18 protein-coding genes and 1 pseudogene are annotated in these 21,034 nt (G+C 56.6%); 1 reads left to right on the top strand and 18 read right to left on the bottom strand.

The window, feature by feature from the left end; translation table 11 throughout:
- Nucleotides 1-688: 688 nt before the first annotated feature.
- From sucD to sdhC, 8 genes are all read right to left on the bottom strand, one after another.
- Nucleotides 689-1,558: a succinate--CoA ligase subunit alpha gene (gene sucD, locus AAHB66_RS06420; RefSeq protein WP_032617085.1), complete on the bottom strand. Its 870-nt coding sequence runs from the start codon at nt 1,556-1,558 to the stop codon at nt 689-691.
- Nucleotides 1,558-2,724 carry an ADP-forming succinate--CoA ligase subunit beta gene (sucC, locus tag AAHB66_RS06415; RefSeq protein ID WP_142488718.1) on the bottom strand — a complete coding sequence of 389 codons (1,167 nt, stop codon included), beginning with the start codon at nt 2,722-2,724 and terminating at the stop codon, nt 1,558-1,560. Before sucC ends, sucD begins: the two co-directional genes overlap by 1 nt.
- 87 nt (nt 2,725-2,811) lie before the next feature.
- The gene (odhB, locus tag AAHB66_RS06410; protein WP_347115574.1) at nt 2,812-4,038 is read right to left on the bottom strand and encodes a 2-oxoglutarate dehydrogenase complex dihydrolipoyllysine-residue succinyltransferase; all 1,227 of its coding nucleotides are present in this window, start codon (nt 4,036-4,038) and stop codon (nt 2,812-2,814) included.
- A 14-nt stretch (nt 4,039-4,052) separates the two neighbouring features.
- Nucleotides 4,053-6,860, bottom strand: coding sequence for a 2-oxoglutarate dehydrogenase E1 component (gene sucA / locus AAHB66_RS06405; RefSeq protein WP_347115573.1), 2,808 nt, complete (start codon nt 6,858-6,860; stop codon nt 4,053-4,055).
- Nucleotides 6,861-7,102: 242 nt separating this feature from the next.
- Entirely contained in the window at nt 7,103-7,819 is a 717-nt protein-coding gene (gene sdhB, locus AAHB66_RS06400) for a succinate dehydrogenase iron-sulfur subunit SdhB (RefSeq protein ID WP_039029333.1), read from the bottom strand.
- Nucleotides 7,820-7,834: 15 nt separating this feature from the next.
- A complete protein-coding gene (sdhA, locus tag AAHB66_RS06395) occupies nt 7,835-9,601 on the bottom strand; it encodes a succinate dehydrogenase flavoprotein subunit (protein ID WP_337015998.1) in 1,767 nt (588 codons plus the stop codon).
- Complete coding sequence (gene sdhD / locus AAHB66_RS06390; protein WP_347115572.1) at nt 9,601-9,948, bottom strand: succinate dehydrogenase membrane anchor subunit; 348 nt, start codon at nt 9,946-9,948, stop codon at nt 9,601-9,603. Before sdhD ends, sdhA begins: the two co-directional genes overlap by 1 nt.
- A complete protein-coding gene (gene sdhC, locus AAHB66_RS06385) occupies nt 9,942-10,346 on the bottom strand; it encodes a succinate dehydrogenase cytochrome b556 subunit (RefSeq protein WP_337016656.1) in 405 nt (134 codons plus the stop codon). The genes sdhD and sdhC overlap by 7 nt, the downstream gene beginning before the upstream one ends.
- Nucleotides 10,347-10,986: 640 nt before the next feature.
- Here sdhC and AAHB66_RS06380 point away from each other — a divergent pair.
- Complete coding sequence (locus AAHB66_RS06380) at nt 10,987-12,273, top strand: citrate synthase (protein WP_166181881.1); 1,287 nt, start codon at nt 10,987-10,989, stop codon at nt 12,271-12,273.
- Nucleotides 12,274-12,354: 81 nt separating this feature from the next.
- On the opposite strand, the gene nei is transcribed toward AAHB66_RS06380, so the two are convergent.
- From nei to AAHB66_RS06330, 10 genes and pseudogenes are all read right to left on the bottom strand, one after another.
- On the bottom strand, nt 12,355-13,146 hold the full coding sequence (nei, locus tag AAHB66_RS06375; RefSeq protein WP_347116431.1) for an endonuclease VIII: 792 nt from the start codon (nt 13,144-13,146) through the stop codon (nt 12,355-12,357).
- A gap of 13 nt (nt 13,147-13,159) precedes the next feature.
- Nucleotides 13,160-13,804, bottom strand: a complete 645-nt coding sequence (gene pcp, locus AAHB66_RS06370; RefSeq protein WP_347115571.1) for a pyroglutamyl-peptidase I — start codon at nt 13,802-13,804, stop codon at nt 13,160-13,162.
- Between the two features lie 9 nt (nt 13,805-13,813).
- Nucleotides 13,814-14,809, bottom strand: coding sequence for a DUF979 domain-containing protein (locus AAHB66_RS06365; RefSeq protein WP_347115570.1), 996 nt, complete (start codon nt 14,807-14,809; stop codon nt 13,814-13,816).
- Nucleotides 14,806-15,516, bottom strand: coding sequence for a DUF969 domain-containing protein (locus AAHB66_RS06360; protein ID WP_347115569.1), 711 nt, complete (start codon nt 15,514-15,516; stop codon nt 14,806-14,808). The genes AAHB66_RS06365 and AAHB66_RS06360 overlap by 4 nt, the downstream gene beginning before the upstream one ends.
- A gap of 40 nt (nt 15,517-15,556) precedes the next feature.
- Complete coding sequence (gene pxpA, locus AAHB66_RS06355; RefSeq protein WP_347116430.1) at nt 15,557-16,291, bottom strand: 5-oxoprolinase subunit PxpA; 735 nt, start codon at nt 16,289-16,291, stop codon at nt 15,557-15,559.
- Nucleotides 16,281-17,213, bottom strand: a complete 933-nt coding sequence (gene pxpC / locus AAHB66_RS06350; RefSeq protein ID WP_347115568.1) for a 5-oxoprolinase subunit PxpC — start codon at nt 17,211-17,213, stop codon at nt 16,281-16,283. Before pxpC ends, pxpA begins: the two co-directional genes overlap by 11 nt.
- Complete coding sequence (gene pxpB, locus AAHB66_RS06345) at nt 17,207-17,863, bottom strand: 5-oxoprolinase subunit PxpB (RefSeq protein ID WP_347115567.1); 657 nt, start codon at nt 17,861-17,863, stop codon at nt 17,207-17,209. Before pxpB ends, pxpC begins: the two co-directional genes overlap by 7 nt.
- A gap of 14 nt (nt 17,864-17,877) precedes the next feature.
- Nucleotides 17,878-18,621, bottom strand: a complete 744-nt coding sequence (locus AAHB66_RS06340; RefSeq protein ID WP_347115566.1) for a type 2 GTP cyclohydrolase I — start codon at nt 18,619-18,621, stop codon at nt 17,878-17,880.
- 10 nt (nt 18,622-18,631) lie between these two features.
- Nucleotides 18,632-20,045: pseudogene (gene phrB, locus AAHB66_RS06335) on the bottom strand (deoxyribodipyrimidine photo-lyase).
- A 591-nt stretch (nt 20,046-20,636) separates the two neighbouring features.
- Nucleotides 20,637-20,843 (bottom strand): YbfA family protein, encoded by a 207-nt coding sequence (locus AAHB66_RS06330; RefSeq protein WP_106992808.1) that lies wholly within the window; start codon nt 20,841-20,843, stop codon nt 20,637-20,639.
- Between the last annotated feature and the right edge of the window lie 191 nt (nt 20,844-21,034).

The following is a 21,034-nucleotide window of genomic DNA, read 5'->3' as shown; positions in this document are numbered from 1 at the left end:
TAGAAAAGATCCACACACATGCCCCAATACAAATAATTATCAGCTTCCTTTCTTCGTAACTTAATCTTCCCAGGAGGAAAAAGCCATGATGAAAGGTTACAGATACGTTAATAAAAACCCGAAATTGATCCCGCAAATATATTACGCTGCAAAACCCTTACAATAAACAGGTTTTTATTGAAAGTGTTTTACGTTTTACGACGGTGATCAATATATAGCGAATTTACCACTTTTCGACCAGATTGATCGGGAGCAATTTAACGCTTTTTGATGCCCTTTTCCAGGCATTAAATATTGATATAAATCAATATTGATTGGCCGTGTTAAAGGTGTTTCTTGATGGTGAATCTGATGACTTTTTTGTTAATTTTATGTTGACGTCATGGGCTAATAGTTATTGAATCTGCGCTGTAATATCAATAAAGGTGATTTAAATTAACCTGTGGCGCGCCGGGAATTTTAATAAACCCCAGGACATGAAGCATTGTCACTTCGCCACATTTATTCAGAGAATGGATAGCGGGATAATTTAATAACAATTAATTTACTTTTAGCCCGCTTTAAATTAACACCACATGGTTATCATTTTGTATATCTCAAAAATAAAAAAGGCCATCTTACGATGGCCAACCATGTCGAAACGGACATTTATTATGTCAAAGCTCCCCGCACGGGGAGCAGAGAGGATTTACTTAATGATGGATTTCAGTGCTTCACCGATGTCAGCCAGGCTGCGTACGGTTTTCACGCCTGCTGCTTCCAGCGCCGCGAATTTCTCATCCGCAGTCCCTTTGCCGCCCGCGATGATGGCGCCTGCGTGGCCCATACGCTTGCCTTTCGGCGCAGTCACACCCGCGATATAGCCAACAACCGGCTTGGTCACGTGATCTTTGATGTAAGCAGCCGCTTCTTCTTCCGCGCTACCGCCGATTTCACCGATCATCACGATCGCTTCAGTCTGCGGGTCTTCCTGGAACAGCTTCAGGATGTCGATAAAGTTAGAGCCCGGGATTGGGTCGCCGCCGATGCCCACACAGGTGGACTGGCCGAAACCGTAGTCGGTGGTCTGCTTAACCGCTTCATAGGTCAGGGTACCGGAACGGGAGACGATGCCCACTTTGCCCGGCTTGTGAATGTGGCCCGGCATGATGCCGATTTTGCATTCGCCTGGGGTGATCACGCCCGGGCAGTTTGGCCCGATCATGCGCACGCCCGCTTCGTCCAGCTTCACTTTCACAGTCAGCATATCCAGGGTCGGGATGCCTTCGGTGATGGTGATGATCAGTTTGATGCCTGCATCGATGGCTTCCAGAATGGAATCTTTGCAGAACGGGGCCGGAACGTAGATCACGGTGGCGGTCGCGCCAGTCGCTTCTACCGCTTCACGCACGGTGTTGAACACCGGCAGGCCCAGGTGGGTGGTGCCGCCTTTACCTGGCGTTACGCCGCCAACCATCTGCGTACCGTAGGCAATCGCCTGCTCAGAGTGGAATGAACCCTGGCTACCGGTGAAGCCCTGGCAGATGACCTTGGTATCTTTATTAATTAAAACGGACATTATTTCCCCTCCACTGCGGCAACTACCTGCTGAGCGGCATCCGTCAGACTTTTCGCTGCAATAATATTCAGGCCGCTGTCAGCCAGTTTTTTCGCGCCGAGTTCGGCGTTGTTGCCTTCCAGACGGACAACAACCGGGACGTTAACGCCCACTTCTTCTACCGCACCGATGATACCGTCTGCGATCAGGTCGCAACGTACGATGCCGCCGAAGATGTTCACCAGAACCGCTTTTACGTTGTCGTCAGAGAGAATGATTTTGAAGGCTTCGGTCACGCGCTCTTTGGTCGCGCCGCCGCCCACGTCGAGGAAGTTTGCCGGCTCGCCGCCGTGCAGCTTAACGATGTCCATGGTGCCCATTGCCAGGCCCGCACCGTTAACCATGCAGCCGATGTTGCCATCGAGTGCAACGTAGTTCAGTTCCCACTGTGCAGCCTGCGCTTCACGTGGATCTTCCTGAGACTGGTCGCGCATTTCGCGCAGATCGGCCTGGCGGAACAGTGCGTTGCCGTCAGCGCCCAGTTTGCCATCGAGGCAGATCAGGTCGCCCTGCTTAGTGATCACCAGCGGGTTGATTTCGATCAGCGCCAGATCGCGCTCCAGGAAGATGTTAGCCAGACCCATGAAGATCTTGGTGAATTGCTGCACCAGTTTACCTTCCAGACCCAGTTTGAATGCCAGCTCGCGTCCCTGGTAAGGCATTGGGCCTGCCAGCGGATCGATAGCGACTTTGTGGATCAGGTGCGGGGTCTCTTCCGCCACTTTTTCGATTTCCACGCCGCCTTCGGTAGAGGCCATGAACACCACGCGACGGGAGCTACGGTCTACCACGGCACCAAGGTACAGTTCTTTTGCAATGTCGGTCGCCGCTTCAACCAGGATCTGGTTAACCGGCTGGCCGCTCGCGTCTGTCTGGTAGGTCACCAGACGTTTGCCCAGCCAGTGCTCCGCAAACGCACGAATCTCTTCTTTACTGTTAACAACTTTCACACCGCCCGCTTTACCGCGGCCGCCAGCGTGAACCTGACATTTCACTACCCAAGGACCGGCGCCGATTTTAGATGCGGCTTCTTCTGCTTCACGAGGGGTATTGCAGGCATAACCCACCGGAGCCGGCAAGCCATACCGGGCAAACAGCTGTTTTGCCTGATATTCATGTAAGTTCATGTGTTCTATCCATCCTTCAGGGTAATCGTTAGGTCATGCTTTTGTAGGCCCGGCAGGCAAAGCGCCGCCGGGCAGTACGGCTAAAAACTAAACGTCCAGCAGCAGACGGGTTGGATCTTCCAGCAGCTCTTTAATGGCGACCAGGAAGCCCACGGACTCGCGGCCGTCGATCAGACGGTGATCGTAGGAGAGCGCCAGGTACATCATCGGCAGGATCTCAACTTTACCGTCAACCGCCATCGGACGATCTTTGATGGCGTGCATGCCAAGGATCGCGCTCTGCGGTGGGTTGATGATCGGAGTAGACATCAGCGAGCCGAATACGCCGCCGTTGGTAATAGTGAAGTTACCGCCGGTCAGGTCATCTACGGTCAGCTTGCCGTCACGGCCTTTCACTGCCAGTTCTTTGATGTTCTTCTCGATATCAGCCATGCCCAGGGTGTCTACATCGCGCAGAACCGGGGTCACCAGGCCGCGTGGGGTAGAAACGGCCATGCTCACATCGAAGTAGTTGTGATAGACCACATCATCGCCATCGATAGACGCGTTCACTTCCGGGTAGCGTTTCAGCGCTTCAACAACCGCCTTCACGTAGAAGGACATAAAGCCCAGACGGATACCGTGACGTTTTTCAAACGCGTCACCGTACTGCTTACGCAGGTCCATGATTGGCTTCATGTTTACTTCGTTGAAGGTGGTCAGCATCGCGGTAGAGTTTTTCGCTTCCAGCAGACGCTCGGCCACGCGTTTACGCAGGCGGGTCATCGGCACGCGTTTTTCGCTACGTGCGCCCAGTGCAGGCTGTGCTGCCGGTGCCGCTGCAGGGGCTTTGGCTTCTGCTTTCGCGTCAGACGGCCCTTTTGCCAGATGCTTATCAATATCTTCGCGAGTCAGACGACCACCCACGCCGGTGCCTTTGATGGCTGCCGGGTCGAGGCTGTGTTCAGCCAGCAGGCGACGGATCGCCGGGCTGAGCGCGTCGTTAGTCTGCTCTTCCAGAGAGGCCTGCTGGCGCTGGGCTGGAGTAGAAGCTTTCTCATCTGATTTCGCGCTGGACTCTTTACCCGCGCTGTTGCCTTCGCGCAGGCGACCCAGGATCTGGCGAGAGGTCACGGTTGTGCCTTCATCTTCCAGCACTGCATCCAGAATACCATCCGCCGATGCCGGTACTTCCAGTACCACTTTGTCAGTTTCGATTTCTACCAGCACTTCATCGCGCTTAACGGCATCGCCAGGTTTTTTGTGCCAGGTGGCGACGGTCGCATCTGCTACGGACTCAGGCAGGTCGGGAACAAGAATATCTACGCTACTCATTATGTATCCTTTAATTAATCGACGTTCAGCGCGTCATTGACCAGATCTTGTTGCTGCTTCTGGTGAACGGATATATACCCTACCGCCGGAGAGGCGGAGGCCGGGCGACCTGCATAACGCAGGGCAGACCCAAATGGAATCACTTCACGGAAATGATGCTGGCTGCAGTACCATGCGCCCTGGTTAAGCGGCTCTTCCTGGCACCAGACAAAATCATGTACGTGAGCATATTGTTTCAGCACTTCCTGCATCGCCTGATGCGGGAACGGATAAAGCTGTTCGATACGCACGATGGCGACATCTTTCTGATCGTTCTTACGGCGCTGTTCCAGCAGGTCGTAGTAAACCTTACCAGAACACATCACCACACGTTTCACTGCCTGCGGATCCAGCTCGTCAATCTCGCCAATCGCCGGCAGGAAGGTGCCGTTCGCCAGCTCGTCCAGCGTGGAGACCGCCAGCGGGTGACGCAGCAGCGATTTCGGTGACATAACGACCAGCGGACGACGCATCCCGCGCAGCGCCTGACGACGCAGCATGTGGTAAACCTGTGCCGGGGTGGACGGAACACAAACCTGCATGTTCTGCTCGGCGCAGAGTTGCAGATAACGCTCCAGACGCGCGGAGGAGTGCTCCGGACCCTGCCCTTCGTAGCCGTGTGGCAGCAGCATCACCAGGCCACACATACGGCCCCACTTCTGTTCGCCAGAAGAGATGAACTGGTCGATAACCACCTGCGCACCGTTGGCGAAGTCACCGAACTGCGCTTCCCAGATGGTCAGGGTGCGTGGTTCTGCGGTGGCGTAACCGTATTCGAACGCCAGGACCGCTTCTTCAGACAGCACGGAGTCCCAGACCTTGAACTGGCCCTGACCGTTATGCACGTGCTGCAGCGGGGTGTAGGTGGAACCGTTGGTCTGGTTATGGATCACCGCGTGACGGTGGAAGAAGGTGCCACGGCCGGCATCTTCACCGGACAGGCGGACCGGAATGCCTTCGTCAACCAGGGTCGCGTAGGCCAGGTTTTCTGCACCACCCCAGTCGAACAGCTTCTCGCCAGCCGCCATTGACTGACGGTCAGAGTAGATTTTCTGTACGCGGGACTGCATCTCGATCGCTTCGGGTACGGTGCTGATGCGTTTAGCCAGCTCCTGCAGACGCTTCATCTCGACCTTGTTCGGGTAGCTCTCATCCCACTCGTGGTTGAGGTACGGCGACCAGGTAAAGGAGTGCATGTTCATCGGACGCAGCTCTTTCACCACGCATTCGCCGGCATCCAGCGCATCACGGTAGAGATTGACCATCTCGGTGGCATCTTCCAGCGTAACCACTTTCTCGCCTTCCAGCTTGTCAGCATAGATTTTGCGCGGGGTCGGATGCTTTTTGATTTTCTGGTACATCAGCGGCTGGGTTGCACTTGGCTCATCCGCTTCGTTGTGACCATGGCGGCGGTAGCAGAACAGGTCGATCAGTACGTCGCGCTTGAAGGTGTTACGGAAGTCCAGCGCCAGGCGGGTAACGAAGGCCACGGCTTCCGGGTCATCCGCATTCACGTGGAAAATTGGCGCCTGAACCATCTTACCGATGTCGGTGCAGTACGGCGTAGAGCGCGCATCCAGCGGGTTAGACGTGGTGAAGCCCACCTGGTTATTAATCACGATGCGAACGGTACCGCCCACTTCGTAACCACGTGCTTTGGACATGTTCAGGGTTTCCTGAACCACGCCCTGACCGGTGATCGCCGCATCGCCGTGAATGGTGATTGGCAGTACTTTGTTGCTGCTCGGCTCGTCCAGACGATCCAGACGCGCGCGCACGGAACCGATAACGACCGGGCTCACGATCTCCAGGTGCGACGGGTTGAACGCCAGCGCCATGTGGACCAGGCCGCCTTTGGTTTCGATATCCGATGAGAAGCCCATGTGGTACTTCACGTCACCGGTACCGAGGTGTTCTTTATGTTTGCCCGCGAATTCGTCGAACAGATCCTGCGGCTTTTTACCCAGCACGTTGATCAGGACGTTCAGACGACCACGGTGCGCCATGCCCAGTACCACTTCGCGGGTACCGCTGTTGCCCGCATGGCGGATCAGCTCTTTCAGCATCGGCACCAGCGCATCGCCGCCTTCCAGCGAGAAGCGTTTTGCACCCGGGAATTTGGCACCGAGGTAGCGCTCCAGCCCTTCTGCGGCGGTCAGTTCGCTCAGGAAGCGTTTTTTCTCGTCGGCATTGAAGGTGGATTTACCGGCAACCGATTCAATGCGCTGCTGGATCCAGCGTTTCTCTTCGGTTGAGGTGATGTGCATATATTCCGCACCGATAGAGCCGCAGTAGGTCTGCTTGAGTGCAGTCAGCAGCTCGCCCAGCTTCATCGTGTCTTTGCCAATGGCGAAAGAACCCACGTTGAAGGTTTCCTGGAAATCAGCTTCGGTGAGATCGTGATAAGCCGGATCGAGGTCCGCCACACGCTCCTGCTGCCACAGCCCCAGCGGATCCAGATTCGCATGCTGGTGGCCACGGAAACGGTAGGCGTTAATCAGCTGCAGGACTTTAACCTGCTTTGCATTGGTGTCAGGGTCGGAGATGGCGGAAGAGTAACGTGAGGCATCCTTCGCCAGACGACGGAAATAATCACGTGTTTTGGAATGAAATTGATCCGGTTTGACTCCTGTTCCAGGTAACTGCTGGAACATCGAACGCCAGTTAGCGTCCACTGAGTCAGGGTCGGTTAAGAAGTCTTCATAGAGCTGTTCGATCCAGCTTTGGTTTGCACCAGAGAGGAAGGAAGAGTCCAGCCAGGCTTTCATTGCGCCGTTCTGCATCGTGATCCCTTAAGCATTTTTATGCTTACTTTCGCCGTAGAAACTACCACGCACACCACGTGTACGTGCCGGGGTTCACCTGCGAGCTCTTCTTTATATAGCGGCTCGCGAAGGAACCTTTAGAAACTGTCTAAACTTCAGGGCAGTTTTTAAAGGTTTCTGCATTTTGCCCGGTGGCGCTACGCTTACCGGGCCTACTGTGACGTAGGCCGGATAAGCGCAGCGCCATCCGGCGTTGTTACTTACGCACTGCGCTGCAACAACATCGACTTAATGTGGCCGATAGCGCGCGTCGGGTTCAGCCCCTTAGGACACACACTGACGCAGTTCATGATGCTGTGGCAGCGGAATACGCTGAAAGCATCACTCAGCCCTTCCAGGCGGTTGTCGGTTTCGGTATCGCGGCTGTCAATCAGGAAGCGGTACGCTGCCAGCAGGCCAGCCGGGCCGATAAACTTGTCCGGGTTCCACCAGAACGACGGGCAAGAGGTCGAACAACATGCACAGAGGATACACTCATACAGGCCATCGAGTTTTTCACGCTGCTCTGGCGACTGCAAATGCTCGCGAGCGGGTGGATTTTGCCCATTATTCAACAAGTAAGGCTTAATCTTCTCATATTGTGCATAGAATTGCCCCATGTCCACCACCAAATCACGAACGACCGGCAGACCCGGCAGAGGACGGATCACAATCTTCTGTCCCGGACGGTTGAGCGCCGAAATCGGGGTGATACAGGCCAGACCGTTTTTGCCGTTCATGTTCAGACCGTCGGAGCCACAAACCCCTTCACGGCAGGAACGACGGAATGACAGTGTCGGATCTTTTTCTTTCAGCTGCATTAAGGCATCAAGCAGCATCATGTCGCGACCTTCTTCCGCTTCCAGGGTGTAATCCTGCATATGCGGAGCGTCATCAACATCCGGGTTATAACGATAAACTGAGAATTCGAGTTTCATTGTCCTGTCTCCGCATTAATAAGTACGAATCTTCGGCGGGAACGCCGGACGCAGTTTCGGTTCCATATTGACGCTACGACGTGTCATGGATTCCGACTCTGGCAGATACAGGGAATGGCACAGCCAGTTTTCGTCGTCACGATCCGGGAAGTCGAAGCGGCTATGCGCGCCACGGCTTTCGGTACGGAAGTTTGCAGAGACCGCGGTTGCATAAGCGGTTTCCATCAGGTTATCCAGCTCCAGACACTCGACGCGCTGGGTGTTGAACTCGCTGGAGGTATCGTCCAGACGGGCATTTTTCAGACGCTCGCGGATCGCTTTCAGCTGCTCAAGCCCTTTCGCCATCGCATCACCTTCACGGAATACCGAGAAGTTGTGCTGCATGCACTCCTGCAGCGCCTTACGGATTTCCACCGGATCTTCGCCGTTGCGGTTGCCGTTCCAGCGATTCAGACGTTCCAGAGAGGCGTCGATGTTGGCGTCGGTCGCATCACGCAGCGGACCCTGCTCGGCAATGGACTCCTGCAGATGCAGACCCACCGCACGACCAAACACCACCAGGTCGAGCAGGGAGTTACCGCCCAGACGGTTGGCACCGTGTACGGATACGCAGGCGATTTCGCCTACCGCGAACAGGCCCGGAATGACCACGTCTTCGCCCTGCTCGTTCACGGTCAGCGCCTGGCCGGTCACTTTGGTCGGAATACCGCCCATCATGTAGTGGCAGGTTGGGATAACCGGGATCGGCTCTTTAACCGGGTCGACGTGAGCAAAGGTACGGGACAGCTCCAGGATACCCGGCAGACGGGATTCCAGAACCTCTTTACCCAGATGATCAAGTTTCAGCTTAGCGTGCGGGCCCCATGGACCGTCGCAGCCACGACCTTCACGAATTTCGATCATGATGGAACGCGCCACCACGTCACGACCCGCCAGGTCTTTTGCATTCGGGGCATAACGCTCCATGAAGCGCTCGCCATGTTTGTTCAGCAGATAACCACCTTCACCACGGCAGCCCTCTGTAACCAGCACGCCCGCACCGGCGATACCGGTTGGGTGGAACTGCCACATCTCCATATCCTGCACCGGCACGCCAGCGCGGATTGCCATACCGACGCCGTCACCGGTGTTGATATGGGCGTTAGTGGTGGACTGGTAGATACGGCCTGCGCCGCCGGTCGCCAGCACGGTCGCGCGGGCTTTGAAGTAGACCACTTCGCCGGTTTCGATGCACAGCGCGGTACAACCCACAATCGCGCCATCTTCGTTTTTAACCAGATCCAGCGCATACCACTCGGAGAAGATGGTGGTCTTATTCTTCAGGTTCTGCTGATACAGGGTATGCAGCAGGGCGTGACCGGTACGGTCAGCCGCAGCAGCGGTACGTGCCGCCTGCTCGCCGCCGAAATCTTTCGACTGGCCGCCAAACGGACGTTGATAGATGGTGCCGTTCTCCAGGCGGGAGAATGGCAGACCCATATGGTCCAGCTCCAGAATCGCTTCCGGGCCGGTTTTACACATATATTCAATGGCGTCCTGGTCACCGATGTAGTCGGAGCCTTTCACCGTGTCGTACATATGCCATTCCCAGTTATCTTCATGGGTATTACCGAGCGCCACGGTGATGCCACCCTGCGCAGATACGGTATGGGAACGGGTCGGGAAGACTTTAGAGAGCAGCGCACAGCTCTGGCCGCTCTGGGAAATTTGCAGCGCCGCGCGCATACCTGCGCCACCGGCACCAATCACTACAGCATCAAATTCTCTGACTGGCAGTTTCATTACACACCCCACACCACAACGAATCCATAAATAACGTAAACCGCAAGCGCAACCACAATAGCCAGCTGCAGAACGAGGCGAATCGCCACGGGTTTAACGTAATCGGTCAATACCTGCCACATGCCAATCCATGCGTGGATCAGGATGGAGGCCAGCGCCAGCAGGGTAAAGACTTTGGTGAATGCCGAACCGAAGAAACCGGTCCAGATTTCCCACGTCAGGTCGCCGCTGGTGGCAAAGAAACCGATCAGGTAGATGATGTAGAGGGTGAGAACGATAGCGGTAGCACGGACCAGAATGAAGTCATGTACGCCGTTGCGTCCTAATGCGGAGGCGTTGCTTACCATACGAGAACTCCTGCGAGAAGTGCGAGCACGACAGTGATGACAAATGAAATGTTAGCGGTGCGTTTGCCAGCTTCGAAGGTCTCTTCCAGATAGCCGAAGTCCATCAGCATATGGCGGACACCGCCAACTACGTGATAGGCCAGCGCGGTCAGGATGCCCCACATGATAAATTTCACGAAGAAACCGTTCATGATGTCGGAGGCCTGCTGGAATCCTTCCGGAGACGAGAGGCTGGTACCCAGTAACCATAACAGGATACCCACCGCGACAAACGTGATCACACCGGATACACGATGAAGGATGGACGCTATTGCCGTTACGGGGAATCGGATCGTTTTGAGATCCAGATTGACAGGTCTTTGTTTTTTCACATTTCTTATCATGAATAACGCCCACATGCTGTTCTTATAGTTTCCTTCCTCCGGACTGCGATGCGGGTCAGACAGCGTGCCTTTTATATAACTGTGCGTCATGCAAAACATTGCTTCCAGATGCTTAAATGACACGTTACAACGCTGGTTGGCTCGGGATTGCAGGGTTTTCCGGAGACCTGGCGGCAGTATAGGCCGTTCACAAAATCATTACAATTAACCTACATACAGTTTGTCTGGTTTTATGCGGAACAGTGATCAGGGTCACGATAACAACATCTTTTTAATTTTTAATCATCTGATTTGACAAATGTTAAACATTATTGTTACAAACATCACCAGAAAAGGCATATAATGCGCAAAAGTTATGAGGTCTCTCTTTCACCTGAGAATAAGTTATGTAACAGTGTGATGGTATTGACCGCAGTTATCAGGACAGTTATTAGTGGTATACAGGTTTGAATAATTCGGACTGCACAAACACTGATTTGCTGTTATTTCTCTGATTTCTCATTTGTTTACCTGCTAGCGCCATTGCTCTGTACCCTGGTTTCTCCTCGTGAGCTGAGCGGCGAGCCAAATAACAAACTGGTAACAATGATAAATCAGCTGAATGCAAATCCGGTTAAGGGCAGTCTTAAGCAATAAGGCGCTAAGGAGACCGTAAATGGCTGATACTAAGGCAAAAATCACCCTAAATGGTGATACTGCTATCGAACTGGATGTGCTAAAAGGCACGCTCGGTCAGGATGTTATTGATATCCGTAGTCTTGGTTCTAAAGGTATGTTTACCTTTGACCCTGGTTTTACCTCCACCGCATCTTGCGAGTCCAAAATCACCTATATCGACGGTGACGAAGGCATCCTGCTGCACCGCGGTTTCCCCATCGATCAGTTAGCCACCGAATCCAACTATCTGGAAGTGTGCTACATCCTGCTGAACGGCGAAAAGCCGACCCAGGAACAGTACGATGAGTTCAAAACCACCGTTACCCGCCACACCATGATTCATGAGCAGATCACCCGTCTGTTCCATGCGTTCCGTCGTGATTCGCATCCGATGGCGGTAATGTGCGGGATCACCGGTGCACTGGCTGCGTTCTACCATGACTCCCTGGACGTCAATAACCAGCGTCATCGCGATATCGCCGCGTTCCGTCTGCTGTCCAAAATGCCTACCATGGCCGCGATGTGTTACAAATACTCCATCGGACAGCCGTTTGTTTATCCACGTAACGACCTCTCCTACGCCGGTAACTTCCTGCGCATGATGTTCGCTACGCCGTGCGAAGAGTACGAAGTGAACCCGGTTCTGGAACGCGCCATGGATCGTATTCTGATCCTGCACGCTGACCACGAGCAGAACGCCTCTACCTCTACCGTGCGTACCGCAGGCTCCTCCGGCGCTAACCCGTTCGCCTGTATCGCAGCAGGTATTGCCTCCCTGTGGGGACCGGCACACGGCGGCGCGAACGAAGCCGCACTGAAGATGCTGGAAGAGATCAGCTCCGTTGAGCACATTCCTGAATTCGTACGCCGTGCGAAAGACAAGAATGACTCCTTCCGTCTGATGGGCTTCGGTCACCGTGTTTACAAAAACTACGATCCGCGCGCAACCGTCATGCGTGAAACCTGCCATGAAGTACTGAAAGAGCTCGGCACCAAAGATGACCTGCTGCAGGTGGCGATGGAGCTGGAGCACATCGCGCTGAACGACCCGTACTTCATCGAGAAGAAACTCTACCCGAACGTCGACTTCTACTCCGGTATCATCCTGAAAGCGATGGGCATTCCGTCTTCCATGTTTACCGTGATCTTCGCGATGGCGCGTACCGTGGGCTGGATTGCGCACTGGAACGAAATGCACACCGACGGGATGAAAATTGCGCGTCCGCGTCAGCTGTACACCGGCTACGAGCAGCGTAATTTCGAAACTGACATCACCAAACGCTAAAAGTAACGCCCGGCGGCGCTACGCTTGCCGGGCCTACAAAACGACGTAGGCCGGGTAAGGCGAAGCCGCCACCCGGCTTTTTTACATCTGGCACCCAGGACACCAGTAAAACGGTCTCGATGACAGCGTCGTTTTCTCAATCACCCCGCCGCACCGCTCGCACTTTTTTCCCGCCCGATGAAACACTTTAAACCGGAACAACGCCCCGTGATGCTTCTTGTCATTCACCACCCCGCGGGTGTTGTACGACAGGCGCGGGATATCCAGCAGCGCGTGCGCCAGCGCATCGAGCTGTTCTTCGGTAAGCTGTGACGCCTTGTGCTGCGCCGCCAGCCCCACCTCCCACAGGATCTCGACCCGCAGATAGTTGCCTAAGCCGGCCAGAAACGCCTGATCCAGCAGTAGCCCGGAAAACTGCCGGTTGCGGAATTTTGCCGACAACAACCGCGCTTTCACATCCTCTGCCGTCAGGCGTAAATCCAGCACATCCGGCCCCACCCGCTGCAGGAAGGGATGGGTGCCGATCTGCTCCGTCTGCAGCATCTCAATATCCGAGGCGCTGTAGAGCAGAATGGTTTTATCGGCGGTCTGTAGCTTAACGCGCAGCACCCGCGTGGTCTGCGGCTCCTGACCGGTCTCCACCACCCGCCAGACGCCGTAAAGCTGGTTATGGCTGTAGAGCGTCATCTGGTTAGAAAAGTGCGTGAGCAGCGCTTTGCCGCGCGTCTCCAGATGCGTGACCTTCTCCCCGATAAGCCGGGACTCAAAGGGTTTTAACTGAGGGAAAGCAAACCACACGTCGGTGAGCGGTTTGCCTTTTATCGCCGCCTCCAGGCTATCCGCCGCGCGGCGGATCTCCGGTCCTTCTGGCATCATGACTCCTTATTTAGTGCGTCGCGCCGCCCACCACTTTGATGTCGTGCGCCTGACGCAGCGCCACGGCAATGGCAATTTCCAGCGCCTGCTTCAGGGTTTGCGTTGCCATGCTCGGGGCACCAGGATGCGCCGCCGCCTGCTCGGGCAGGTAAGGAATATGGATAAACCCGCCTTTCACCTCCGGCCGGTCGGCCAGCTTGTGCAGCACGCCATACATCACGTGGTTACAGACGAATGTGCCAGCCGTCTGCGAAACCGAAGCAGGAATACCGGCTTCGCGCAGCGCCTCTACCATGGCTTTGATCGGCAGCGTACTGAACCAGGCCGCCGGGCCGTCCGGCACGATGGCAACATCCACCGGCTGTTGCCCGCGGTTATCCGGGATGCGGGCGTCATCGACGTTGATCGCTACCCGCTCGACGGTCACATCCACGCGGCCCCCGGCCTGCCCTATCGCTAACACGACGGAGGGCTGAAGCGCGTCAATGGCCGCGTTCAGTACCTCCAGCGACTCGCCGAACACGCAGGGCAACTGCCGCGCCACCACGCGGGAGTCGTCAATAATCATCCCATCCAGCAGCTTCACCACTTCCCAGGACGGGTTAACGGTTTCGCCGCCAAAGGGCTCAAATCCCGTGATTAATACGGTTTGCATCATTTCTCCTTACAGGAACATCAGGAAGTAGAGCAGGAACACGTTGGCGATCAGCAGCAGTACCCCGGTCGGGACCTGCGCTTTGATGACCGCATTTTTATCGGGCAGCTCCAGCAGCGCGGCGGGCACGATGTTGAAGTTGGCCGCCATCGGCGTCATCAGAGTACCGCAGTAGCCGGAGAACATGCCAATCGCCGCCATCACCGCCGGGTTGCCGCCGTGTTGCAGCACCAGGATCGGAATGCCGATCCCCGCAGTGACAATCGGGAAGGCGGCAAAGGCGTTGCCCATCACCATGGTCAACAGCGCCATGCCCACAGCATAGACCACCACCGCGATAAACCGGCTGTCGACCGCCAGATAGGTCTGGGTGAGGTATGAAATCCCCTCCCCGACTCCGGCGGCAGTAAACAGCAGGCCAAGAGTGGCGAGGATCTGCGGCAAAATAAAGGCCCAGCCGATGGAGTCGAGCAGACGGCGCGCCTCCTGCAGGGGCTGATGCACTTTCTCATGGGTCATTTTGACCGCCATCGCCAGACCCACCAGCGAGCCGACGGTCATCGAGAACAGCGTCACCAGCGTCGAATGGTTACCTGGCCCGAACAGCGTCTCCTGCAGGCCCGGAATATGGTTAAACATCAGCACGCCCACGACCGTTACCACCGGAATGGCCAGCGCCGGTAAGAACAGGCGATTGCCCAGACGCTTCGCGCTGCTCTCGCGCTCTTCTGCCGTGCGCTGGTGATAGCTGCCCAGCCGCACGCCGCCAAAACCGGCGATCAGCGCCAGCCCGACCACCGCCACGCCCACCGCGATATGGACGGTGCGTTTGTCGCCCACCAGATCGTAAGTCCAGTTGCCGAGCAGGAACAGCAGGCCATAGATGCCCCAGAACAGCCCGGTGGTGATGCGTCGTGGGTTAGCTTTATCGCGAAACGACATCAGCGCCACGATGAGCAGGATCAGGCCTGCCAGCCAGTAGAGATAACTTTGCTGGAAATTCATTTCGCTTCTCCCTGCACTTTGGCCAGCTCACGCTGCAGATGCTTATCCAGGCGGTACAGGCGGGCAGAGTGGATCGCAAAGGCGCAGAGCGCGGTTGGGATCCCCCACAGGGCGATATGCAGCGGTTCGGTCTGGATCCCGCCGGATTCAAGCATAAAGTTATGCATAAAGATAATGGCGCCAAAGGCGACAAAGATATCTTCGCCAAAGAACAGCCCGACGTTATCGGTGGCCGCCGACATTGCCCGCAGGCGGTAGCGTACCGCCCCCGGCAGTTCGCCATATTGCTTCTCTGCTGCCCCTTCCGCCATCGGCGCCAGCAGCGGGCGCACCATCTGCGGATGGCCGCCGAGGCTGGTCAACCCCATCGCCGCGGTTGCTTCACGGACAAACAGATAGACGATCAGCAGACGACCGGCGGTGGCGCTGTGGATCTTCGCGATCCACGCCTGGGCCCGCTCTTTCAGGCCGTGACGCTCCAGCAGGCCGATAACCGCCAGCGGGATCAGCAGGATATACGGCAGGTTACGGGTATTGAGGAACCCTTCACCCAGTTTTTCCAGAATGGTGGCGATCGGCATCTGTGCCGCGAGGCCGGTGACGATCCCGGCGACTATGACCACCAGCACCGGGTTAAAGCGTAAGAGAAACCCGACCACAATCACCGCGATACCGATGAGTGGCCAGAGGGATAGCGTCTCTGCCATGTTAATGTTCCTTTGGTTGTGTTGTGTTTGCGGCCGTGCGTTACGCACTAATTTTTATATTATTTGCTTCAAATTCTGTGCGCAGGCGACGGGCAAAGGCCAGCGCGTGTTCTCCGTCTCCGTGGATGCATACCGTCTGCGCGTGTACGGTTGCCCATTCACCGGTAATACTCTTCACCCGGCCGTGCTGGATCATCTCCAGGGTTTGCGCCAGGGCCAGATCTTCATCCGCGATCAGTGCGCCGGCCTGGGTACGCGGCACCAGGCTGCCGTCAGCCTGATATCCGCGATCGGCAAACACTTCTTCCCGGGTAATCAGGCCATAGCGGGTGCCCGCGCGGATCAGCTCGCTCCCTGCCAGCCCCACCAGAATCAAATCCGGATCGACGGTAGAGATGGCCCGGGCGATGGCATCGGCCAGCTCGCGATCTTTTGCCGCCTGGTTATAGAGCATGCCGTGGGGTTTCACGTGATGCAGCTGCCCCCCTTCGGCGCGGACGATCGCCGCCAGGGCACCAATCTGGTACAGCATTTGCGCGTAGACCGTCTCCGGCGGCAGGGTCATGGCCGTGCGGCCAAAGTTTTCCCGATCCGGGAAGCTGGGGTGCGCCCCGATGGCGACCCCGTTTTTCAGCGCCTCGCGTACGCAGGCCAGCATGGTCTGGGCATCGCCAGCGTGAAAACCGCAGGCGATGTTGGCTGACGTCACCAGCTGTAACAGCGCGGCATCGCTGCCGCAGCCTTCCCCTAAATCGGCATTTAAATCAACCGCGATCATGCAACCTCCACGCCAGCTGTTCGATGTATTGTTTCTGTATGCGTCGCGCGTCGAGCGCCTCTTCCAGCGTACAGGGGACAAAGTGGATCGGCTGTCCGAGCGGGGCCTGCGCCAGGTGGTACATATCGGCCTCGATGATGCAGGCGATCCGCGGATAGCCCCCGGTGGTCTGCGCATCGTTCATCAGAACGATCGGCTGTCCGTTGTGTGGCACCTGAATTACGCCCGGCAGCAGGCCGTGCGACAGCATTTCACGCTCGGTAGTGCGCACCAGCTTCTGCCCCTGCAGGCGATAGCCCATACGGTTACTTTGCGGGCTGAGCTGCCACGGCAGACGCCAGAGCGCATCCTGCGAGGCTTTATCAAACTCGTGATACTCCGGCCCCGGCAGGGCGCGCACGCGGTTATCCCACAGCAGCTGCTTTACGCCCTGCGCTTCAAGGAACTTGCGCCCGCCAGGCCGGACGGCCAGGCGATCGCCATCTTTCAGCAGGCGCCCTTCGTGGCCGCCGAGGCCCACCTTCAGATCGGTGCTGAGAGAGTTCATCACCGACGGCACGTCGATGCCGCCCGCAATGGCCAGATAGCTGCGCATGCCGCGGCGGGGACGATTCAGGGTGAGCTGTTGTCCGGCCTTCACCGGCAGACGCCAGCCGGTCCAGACCGCCGCGCCGTCGAGCCGGGCGTCGCAGCCCGCGCCGGTCAGGGCAAACCAGCCGTCCTGTTCAAATTCGAAAGTACACTGCCCGAGAGTGATCTCCAGGGCGGCATCGTCCGGGTCGTTGCCCACCAGGATATTGCCAATCTGCAGGGCCGGTTTATCCAGCGCGCCGCAGTAGCTGATCCCCGACTGGCGAAAACCGATGCGCCCGCCGTCCTGCACCGAGGTATAGAGTCCTGCGCGAAGTATTTTTAGCATACCCCCTCCTTCTGCGGGATAAACCGCACGGTATCGCCCGGTCGCAGCAGCACCGGCTCGTCACGATGTGGATCGAACAGCGGCAACGGGGTGTGCCCGATCAGCTGCCAGCCGCCCGGGGTGGCTAACGGGTAAATGCCGGTTTGCGCCCCGCCAATCCCCACCGAACCCGCCGGCACCTGCAGCCGGGGTTCATCCCGGCGCGGCGTTGCCAGCTGCTCGGGCAGTCCGCCCAGATACGGGAAGCCCGGCTGAAAACCTAAGAACCAGACCACATAATCAATGGACGAGTGCAGCTCCACGACCTGTTTCTCGCTCAGCCCGGCGTGCCGGGCCACCTCGCCCAGATCCGGACCCGCGGCGGTGCCATACACCACCGGAATTTCGATATAGCGTGACTCAGGATCCAGCGCCTCGCTCTCCTCCCACCAGCGCTGCAGACGCTCAATGGCATCCAGCGCCAGCGAGTGGGGATTACGCAACACCACGGTGATATTATTCATCCCGGGTATGGCTTCCACCACCTCAGGGATTTCACCCAGTCGCTGGGTTAAGCGCCAGATCCGTTTTTGCGTCGCCAGGGTGACCGGCGGCTCCAGTTCCAGCACCACGGCGGTTTCACCTAACAGATAACAACGAGCTCTCTGCACTTATACACCTCTCATCAGGCTGGATTAGGGATATCCACAAAGGTGACATCCAGGTCAGTGGTTTCCGTCAGCCATTCGCTGAGGGCGCGAATGCCGCCGCGTTCCGTGGCATGGTGTCCTGCCGCATAGAAATGCAGCCCCTGTTCCCGGGCAGAGTGAATGGTCTGCTCTGACACTTCGCCGGTAATAAAAGCATCGACGCCAAAGCGCGCCGCGCTGTCGATAAAGCCCTGCCCGCCGCCGGTACACCAGGCGACGCGCTGTACTCTGTCCGGCCCGGTATCGCCGCTCCACAGCGGGCGACGTCCCAGACGGGCTTCAATCCACGATGCCAGCTCGAGACCCGGCACCGGCATGGAGAGCTCGCCCCAGGGCACCAGCGGCTCGATTTCACCCATGATGTTGATGCCGAGCAGTGCCGCCAGCTGGGCGTTATTCCCCAGCTCCGGATGGGCGTCCAGCGGCAGATGCCAGCCGTAGAGGTTGATGTCGTTTTCCAGCAGCGTTTTCAGGCGGTTGCGCTTCATACCGCGGATCACCGGGGATTCGCCTTTCCAGAAATAGCCGTGGTGAACAATCACCGCATCGGCTTGCTGGCGCACCGCTTCATCGATCAGCGCCTGGCTTGCGGTCACGCCGGTGACAATCTTCTGCACCTGCTCACGCCCTTCCACCTGCAGGCCGTTCGGCGCATAGTCGTTGAAGCTGCTGCTGTTCAGCTTGTCATTAATCAGTCTTTCCAGTTCACTGTTTTTCATTGTTGCTCCCTTACGCTTTACGAGCGGCTTCATACGCTGCCAGCGTGGCGACGCGTGCCTGTTTGTGATCGACAACCGGGCGCGGATATTCGAGGGTTACCCCCTGCTTGTCCGCCCAGGTCCAGGGGTCATGGAGGGCCTGGTCCGGCACGGTGGCCAGCTCCGGCAGCCAGCGGCGGATAAACACGCCGTCGGTATCGAACTTCTGCCCCTGGGTTGTCGGGTTAAAAATACGAAAATAGGGCGCGGCGTCGGTTCCGGTCGACGCCGCCCACTGCCAGCCGCCGTTGTTGGCCGCCAGGTCGCCATCGATCAGCTGCGACATAAAGTAACGTTCACCGGCTCGCCAGTCGATCAGCAGGTCTTTCACCAGGAAGCTGGCGGTAATCATCCGCAGGCGGTTGTGCATCCAGCCGGTTTCATTCAGCTGGCGCATGGCGGCATCGACGATCGGGTAGCCGGTCTGTCCATATTGCCAGGCCTTCTGCTGAACATCGTCAGACTGCCATTTCACGTTATCAGTCCAACGGATGAATGGTCGATATTTACATAAATCAGGGTGATACGTCATCAGATGACGATAAAACTCTCGCCAGATCAGCTCGTTGAGCCATACCGCGCCCGGACCACCCTCCAGCGCCTGGGGCTGCTCGGCCAGCAATCTGTGCAGGCACTGACGGGGTGATAGCACCCCCAACGCCAGACAGGCGGAGAGACGGCTGGTGCCTTCGATGGCCGGAAAATCACGCTGCGTCTCGTAGTTTCCTGCATCGTGCTGACAGAACTGGCGCAGCCGGGCAATCGCCTCTTTCTCGCTCGCCGGAAACAGGGCGGCATCGAACGCCTGCTGCGGATAGTCGAAATCCAGCGCCACCGGCGCGACCTTCTCGCCCTCGCGCGCGGCAGGCGCCGCCGCACAGTCGGGCAGCCCCTCTTTCAGCCGCCGCAGCCAGGCGTTTTTAAACGGCGTAAACACTTTGTACATCTCGTGATTGCCGGTCATCACGCTGCCGGGAGGGAGAATAACGCTGTCATCAAACCCCTGGCAGGTCACCTCCTCCAGCGCGCGCTCCAGCTGACGATCGCGCTGCTGCTCGTTCAGTTCGTATTGATAGTTGTAAAAAAAGATGGGTGACCTCATGCTCGGCACAGAGCTGAATCACTTTCTCAGCCTGCGCCGCAAAATCAGCGACCTGGGCATACAGCAGCGGAATGCCTTTATCAGCCAGCTGCTGCTGTAGACCGTTGAGATGGGCGTGAAGAAATGCGGCCTGACGCGGTGCCATCGCGTGCTGTTGCCACTGTTGCGGCGTGGCGATGAAAAGCGCCAACACGCGGGCGTTTTTGTCGCGACAGGCGGCGGCAAGCGCCAGGTTGTCGTGGATGCGCAGATCGGCGCGAAACCAGACCAGATGGGTGGCCATAACACTCCAGAATTATCGTCTGTAACATCTCCAGGTCATCGAGGATACTTCGCTTTAACAAGTGTAGCCATAATGGAATAAAAAAGGCCGCCCTGATGGCGGCCTTAACGCTACTTGTCCTGCGCGAACGGGGTAAGGGCAACGAAGACGTCTGGATCGTCACTTCTTACCACGAATACGCTGGCGACAATGAACGCGATACACAGATAGCGTTTCATTATGCGGTCCCTGCAAACTCACCGCTCCACCGTTCACCACCGGTGATAATCCGGCAGACACAAGTTCTGGAAGAACCTGATTTACGGTTGTGAATACACCTTTCCCGGGACCGGTGCCCATGTGCGAGATGGCGGAAAGGGACGACACATCATAGTCAACATCATGGGTCATATGCAGACCGCCACAGGCCTTTCAGAATTCATTTAGATTGCGCACATTTCTCCTGAGGGCGGTTAGGGATAAGATGGCGTTCTCTGGAAGAGCCTGGTAGCCCCTCCCAACGGACCGCGAATCCCGAGGGATAAAAAAACCGCCACATTGCTGTGGCGGTTTTTTTATTGCTGCAGGTGCTGTGTGTAGTCTTTCTAAAATTTAATAAAAATCACAAGTGGCTTTTTCGGCCTGATCCATCCACACCGGTTTATCGCTGGTTTTAGCCCAGACGCGATGCAGATAGCTATAAAAACGAGCACGTTCTTTCCAGAAAAGCATCACTGGTAACGCCAGAACCCCCGCCAGAACAGCGAAAGTGCGGCGAATAAAAACGATATGTGCCGGATATGCTTTGTAAAATTCCATCATTTTCTCCCCTTTCTCTGGCCGGAAACCCTCTCCGGAAAAGTAAAACTGGTTATCTGAAGAAAATAGTAACGCTTTGGCTGTAATTTTACTACTCATCCGACCACTTTTTCTCATCCATTTAGTGAATATTTACACTCCACGCCGTAATTTAGTTACAGGAAAGTTAAATTTATACTAACCATTAGTTA

Source organism: Leclercia sp. S52, assembly GCF_039727615.1.
Lineage (GTDB): Bacteria > Pseudomonadota > Gammaproteobacteria > Enterobacterales > Enterobacteriaceae > Enterobacter > Enterobacter adecarboxylatus_B.
This window is presented reverse-complemented; position numbering and strand designations above follow the sequence as displayed.

Bases quoted from the DNA above. Each gene is read 5' to 3' on its own strand.
- pcp (WP_347115571.1), bottom strand. From the start codon at position 13,804: ATGCAAACCGTATTAATCACGGGATTTGAGCCCTTTGGCGGCGAAACC.
- AAHB66_RS06380 (WP_166181881.1), top strand. From the start codon at position 10,987: ATGGCTGATACTAAGGCAAAAATCACCCTAAATGGTGATACTGCTATC.
- sdhB (WP_039029333.1), bottom strand. From the start codon at position 7,819: ATGAAACTCGAATTCTCAGTTTATCGTTATAACCCGGATGTTGATGAC.
- nei (WP_347116431.1), bottom strand. From the start codon at position 13,146: ATGCCAGAAGGACCGGAGATCCGCCGCGCGGCGGATAGCCTGGAGGCG.
- sucA (WP_347115573.1), bottom strand. From the start codon at position 6,860: ATGCAGAACGGCGCAATGAAAGCCTGGCTGGACTCTTCCTTCCTCTCT.
- sucD (WP_032617085.1), bottom strand. From the start codon at position 1,558: ATGTCCGTTTTAATTAATAAAGATACCAAGGTCATCTGCCAGGGCTTC.
- AAHB66_RS06340 (WP_347115566.1), bottom strand. From the start codon at position 18,621: ATGAAAAACAGTGAACTGGAAAGACTGATTAATGACAAGCTGAACAGC.
- pxpC (WP_347115568.1), bottom strand. From the start codon at position 17,213: ATGCTAAAAATACTTCGCGCAGGACTCTATACCTCGGTGCAGGACGGC.
- sdhD (WP_347115572.1), bottom strand. From the start codon at position 9,948: ATGGTAAGCAACGCCTCCGCATTAGGACGCAACGGCGTACATGACTTC.
- odhB (WP_347115574.1), bottom strand. From the start codon at position 4,038: ATGAGTAGCGTAGATATTCTTGTTCCCGACCTGCCTGAGTCCGTAGCA.
- AAHB66_RS06330 (WP_106992808.1), bottom strand. From the start codon at position 20,843: ATGGAATTTTACAAAGCATATCCGGCACATATCGTTTTTATTCGCCGC.
- AAHB66_RS06360 (WP_347115569.1), bottom strand. From the start codon at position 15,516: ATGGCAGAGACGCTATCCCTCTGGCCACTCATCGGTATCGCGGTGATT.
- AAHB66_RS06365 (WP_347115570.1), bottom strand. From the start codon at position 14,809: ATGAATTTCCAGCAAAGTTATCTCTACTGGCTGGCAGGCCTGATCCTG.
- sdhA (WP_337015998.1), bottom strand. From the start codon at position 9,601: ATGAAACTGCCAGTCAGAGAATTTGATGCTGTAGTGATTGGTGCCGGT.
- sucC (WP_142488718.1), bottom strand. From the start codon at position 2,724: ATGAACTTACATGAATATCAGGCAAAACAGCTGTTTGCCCGGTATGGC.
- sdhC (WP_337016656.1), bottom strand. From the start codon at position 10,346: ATGTGGGCGTTATTCATGATAAGAAATGTGAAAAAACAAAGACCTGTC.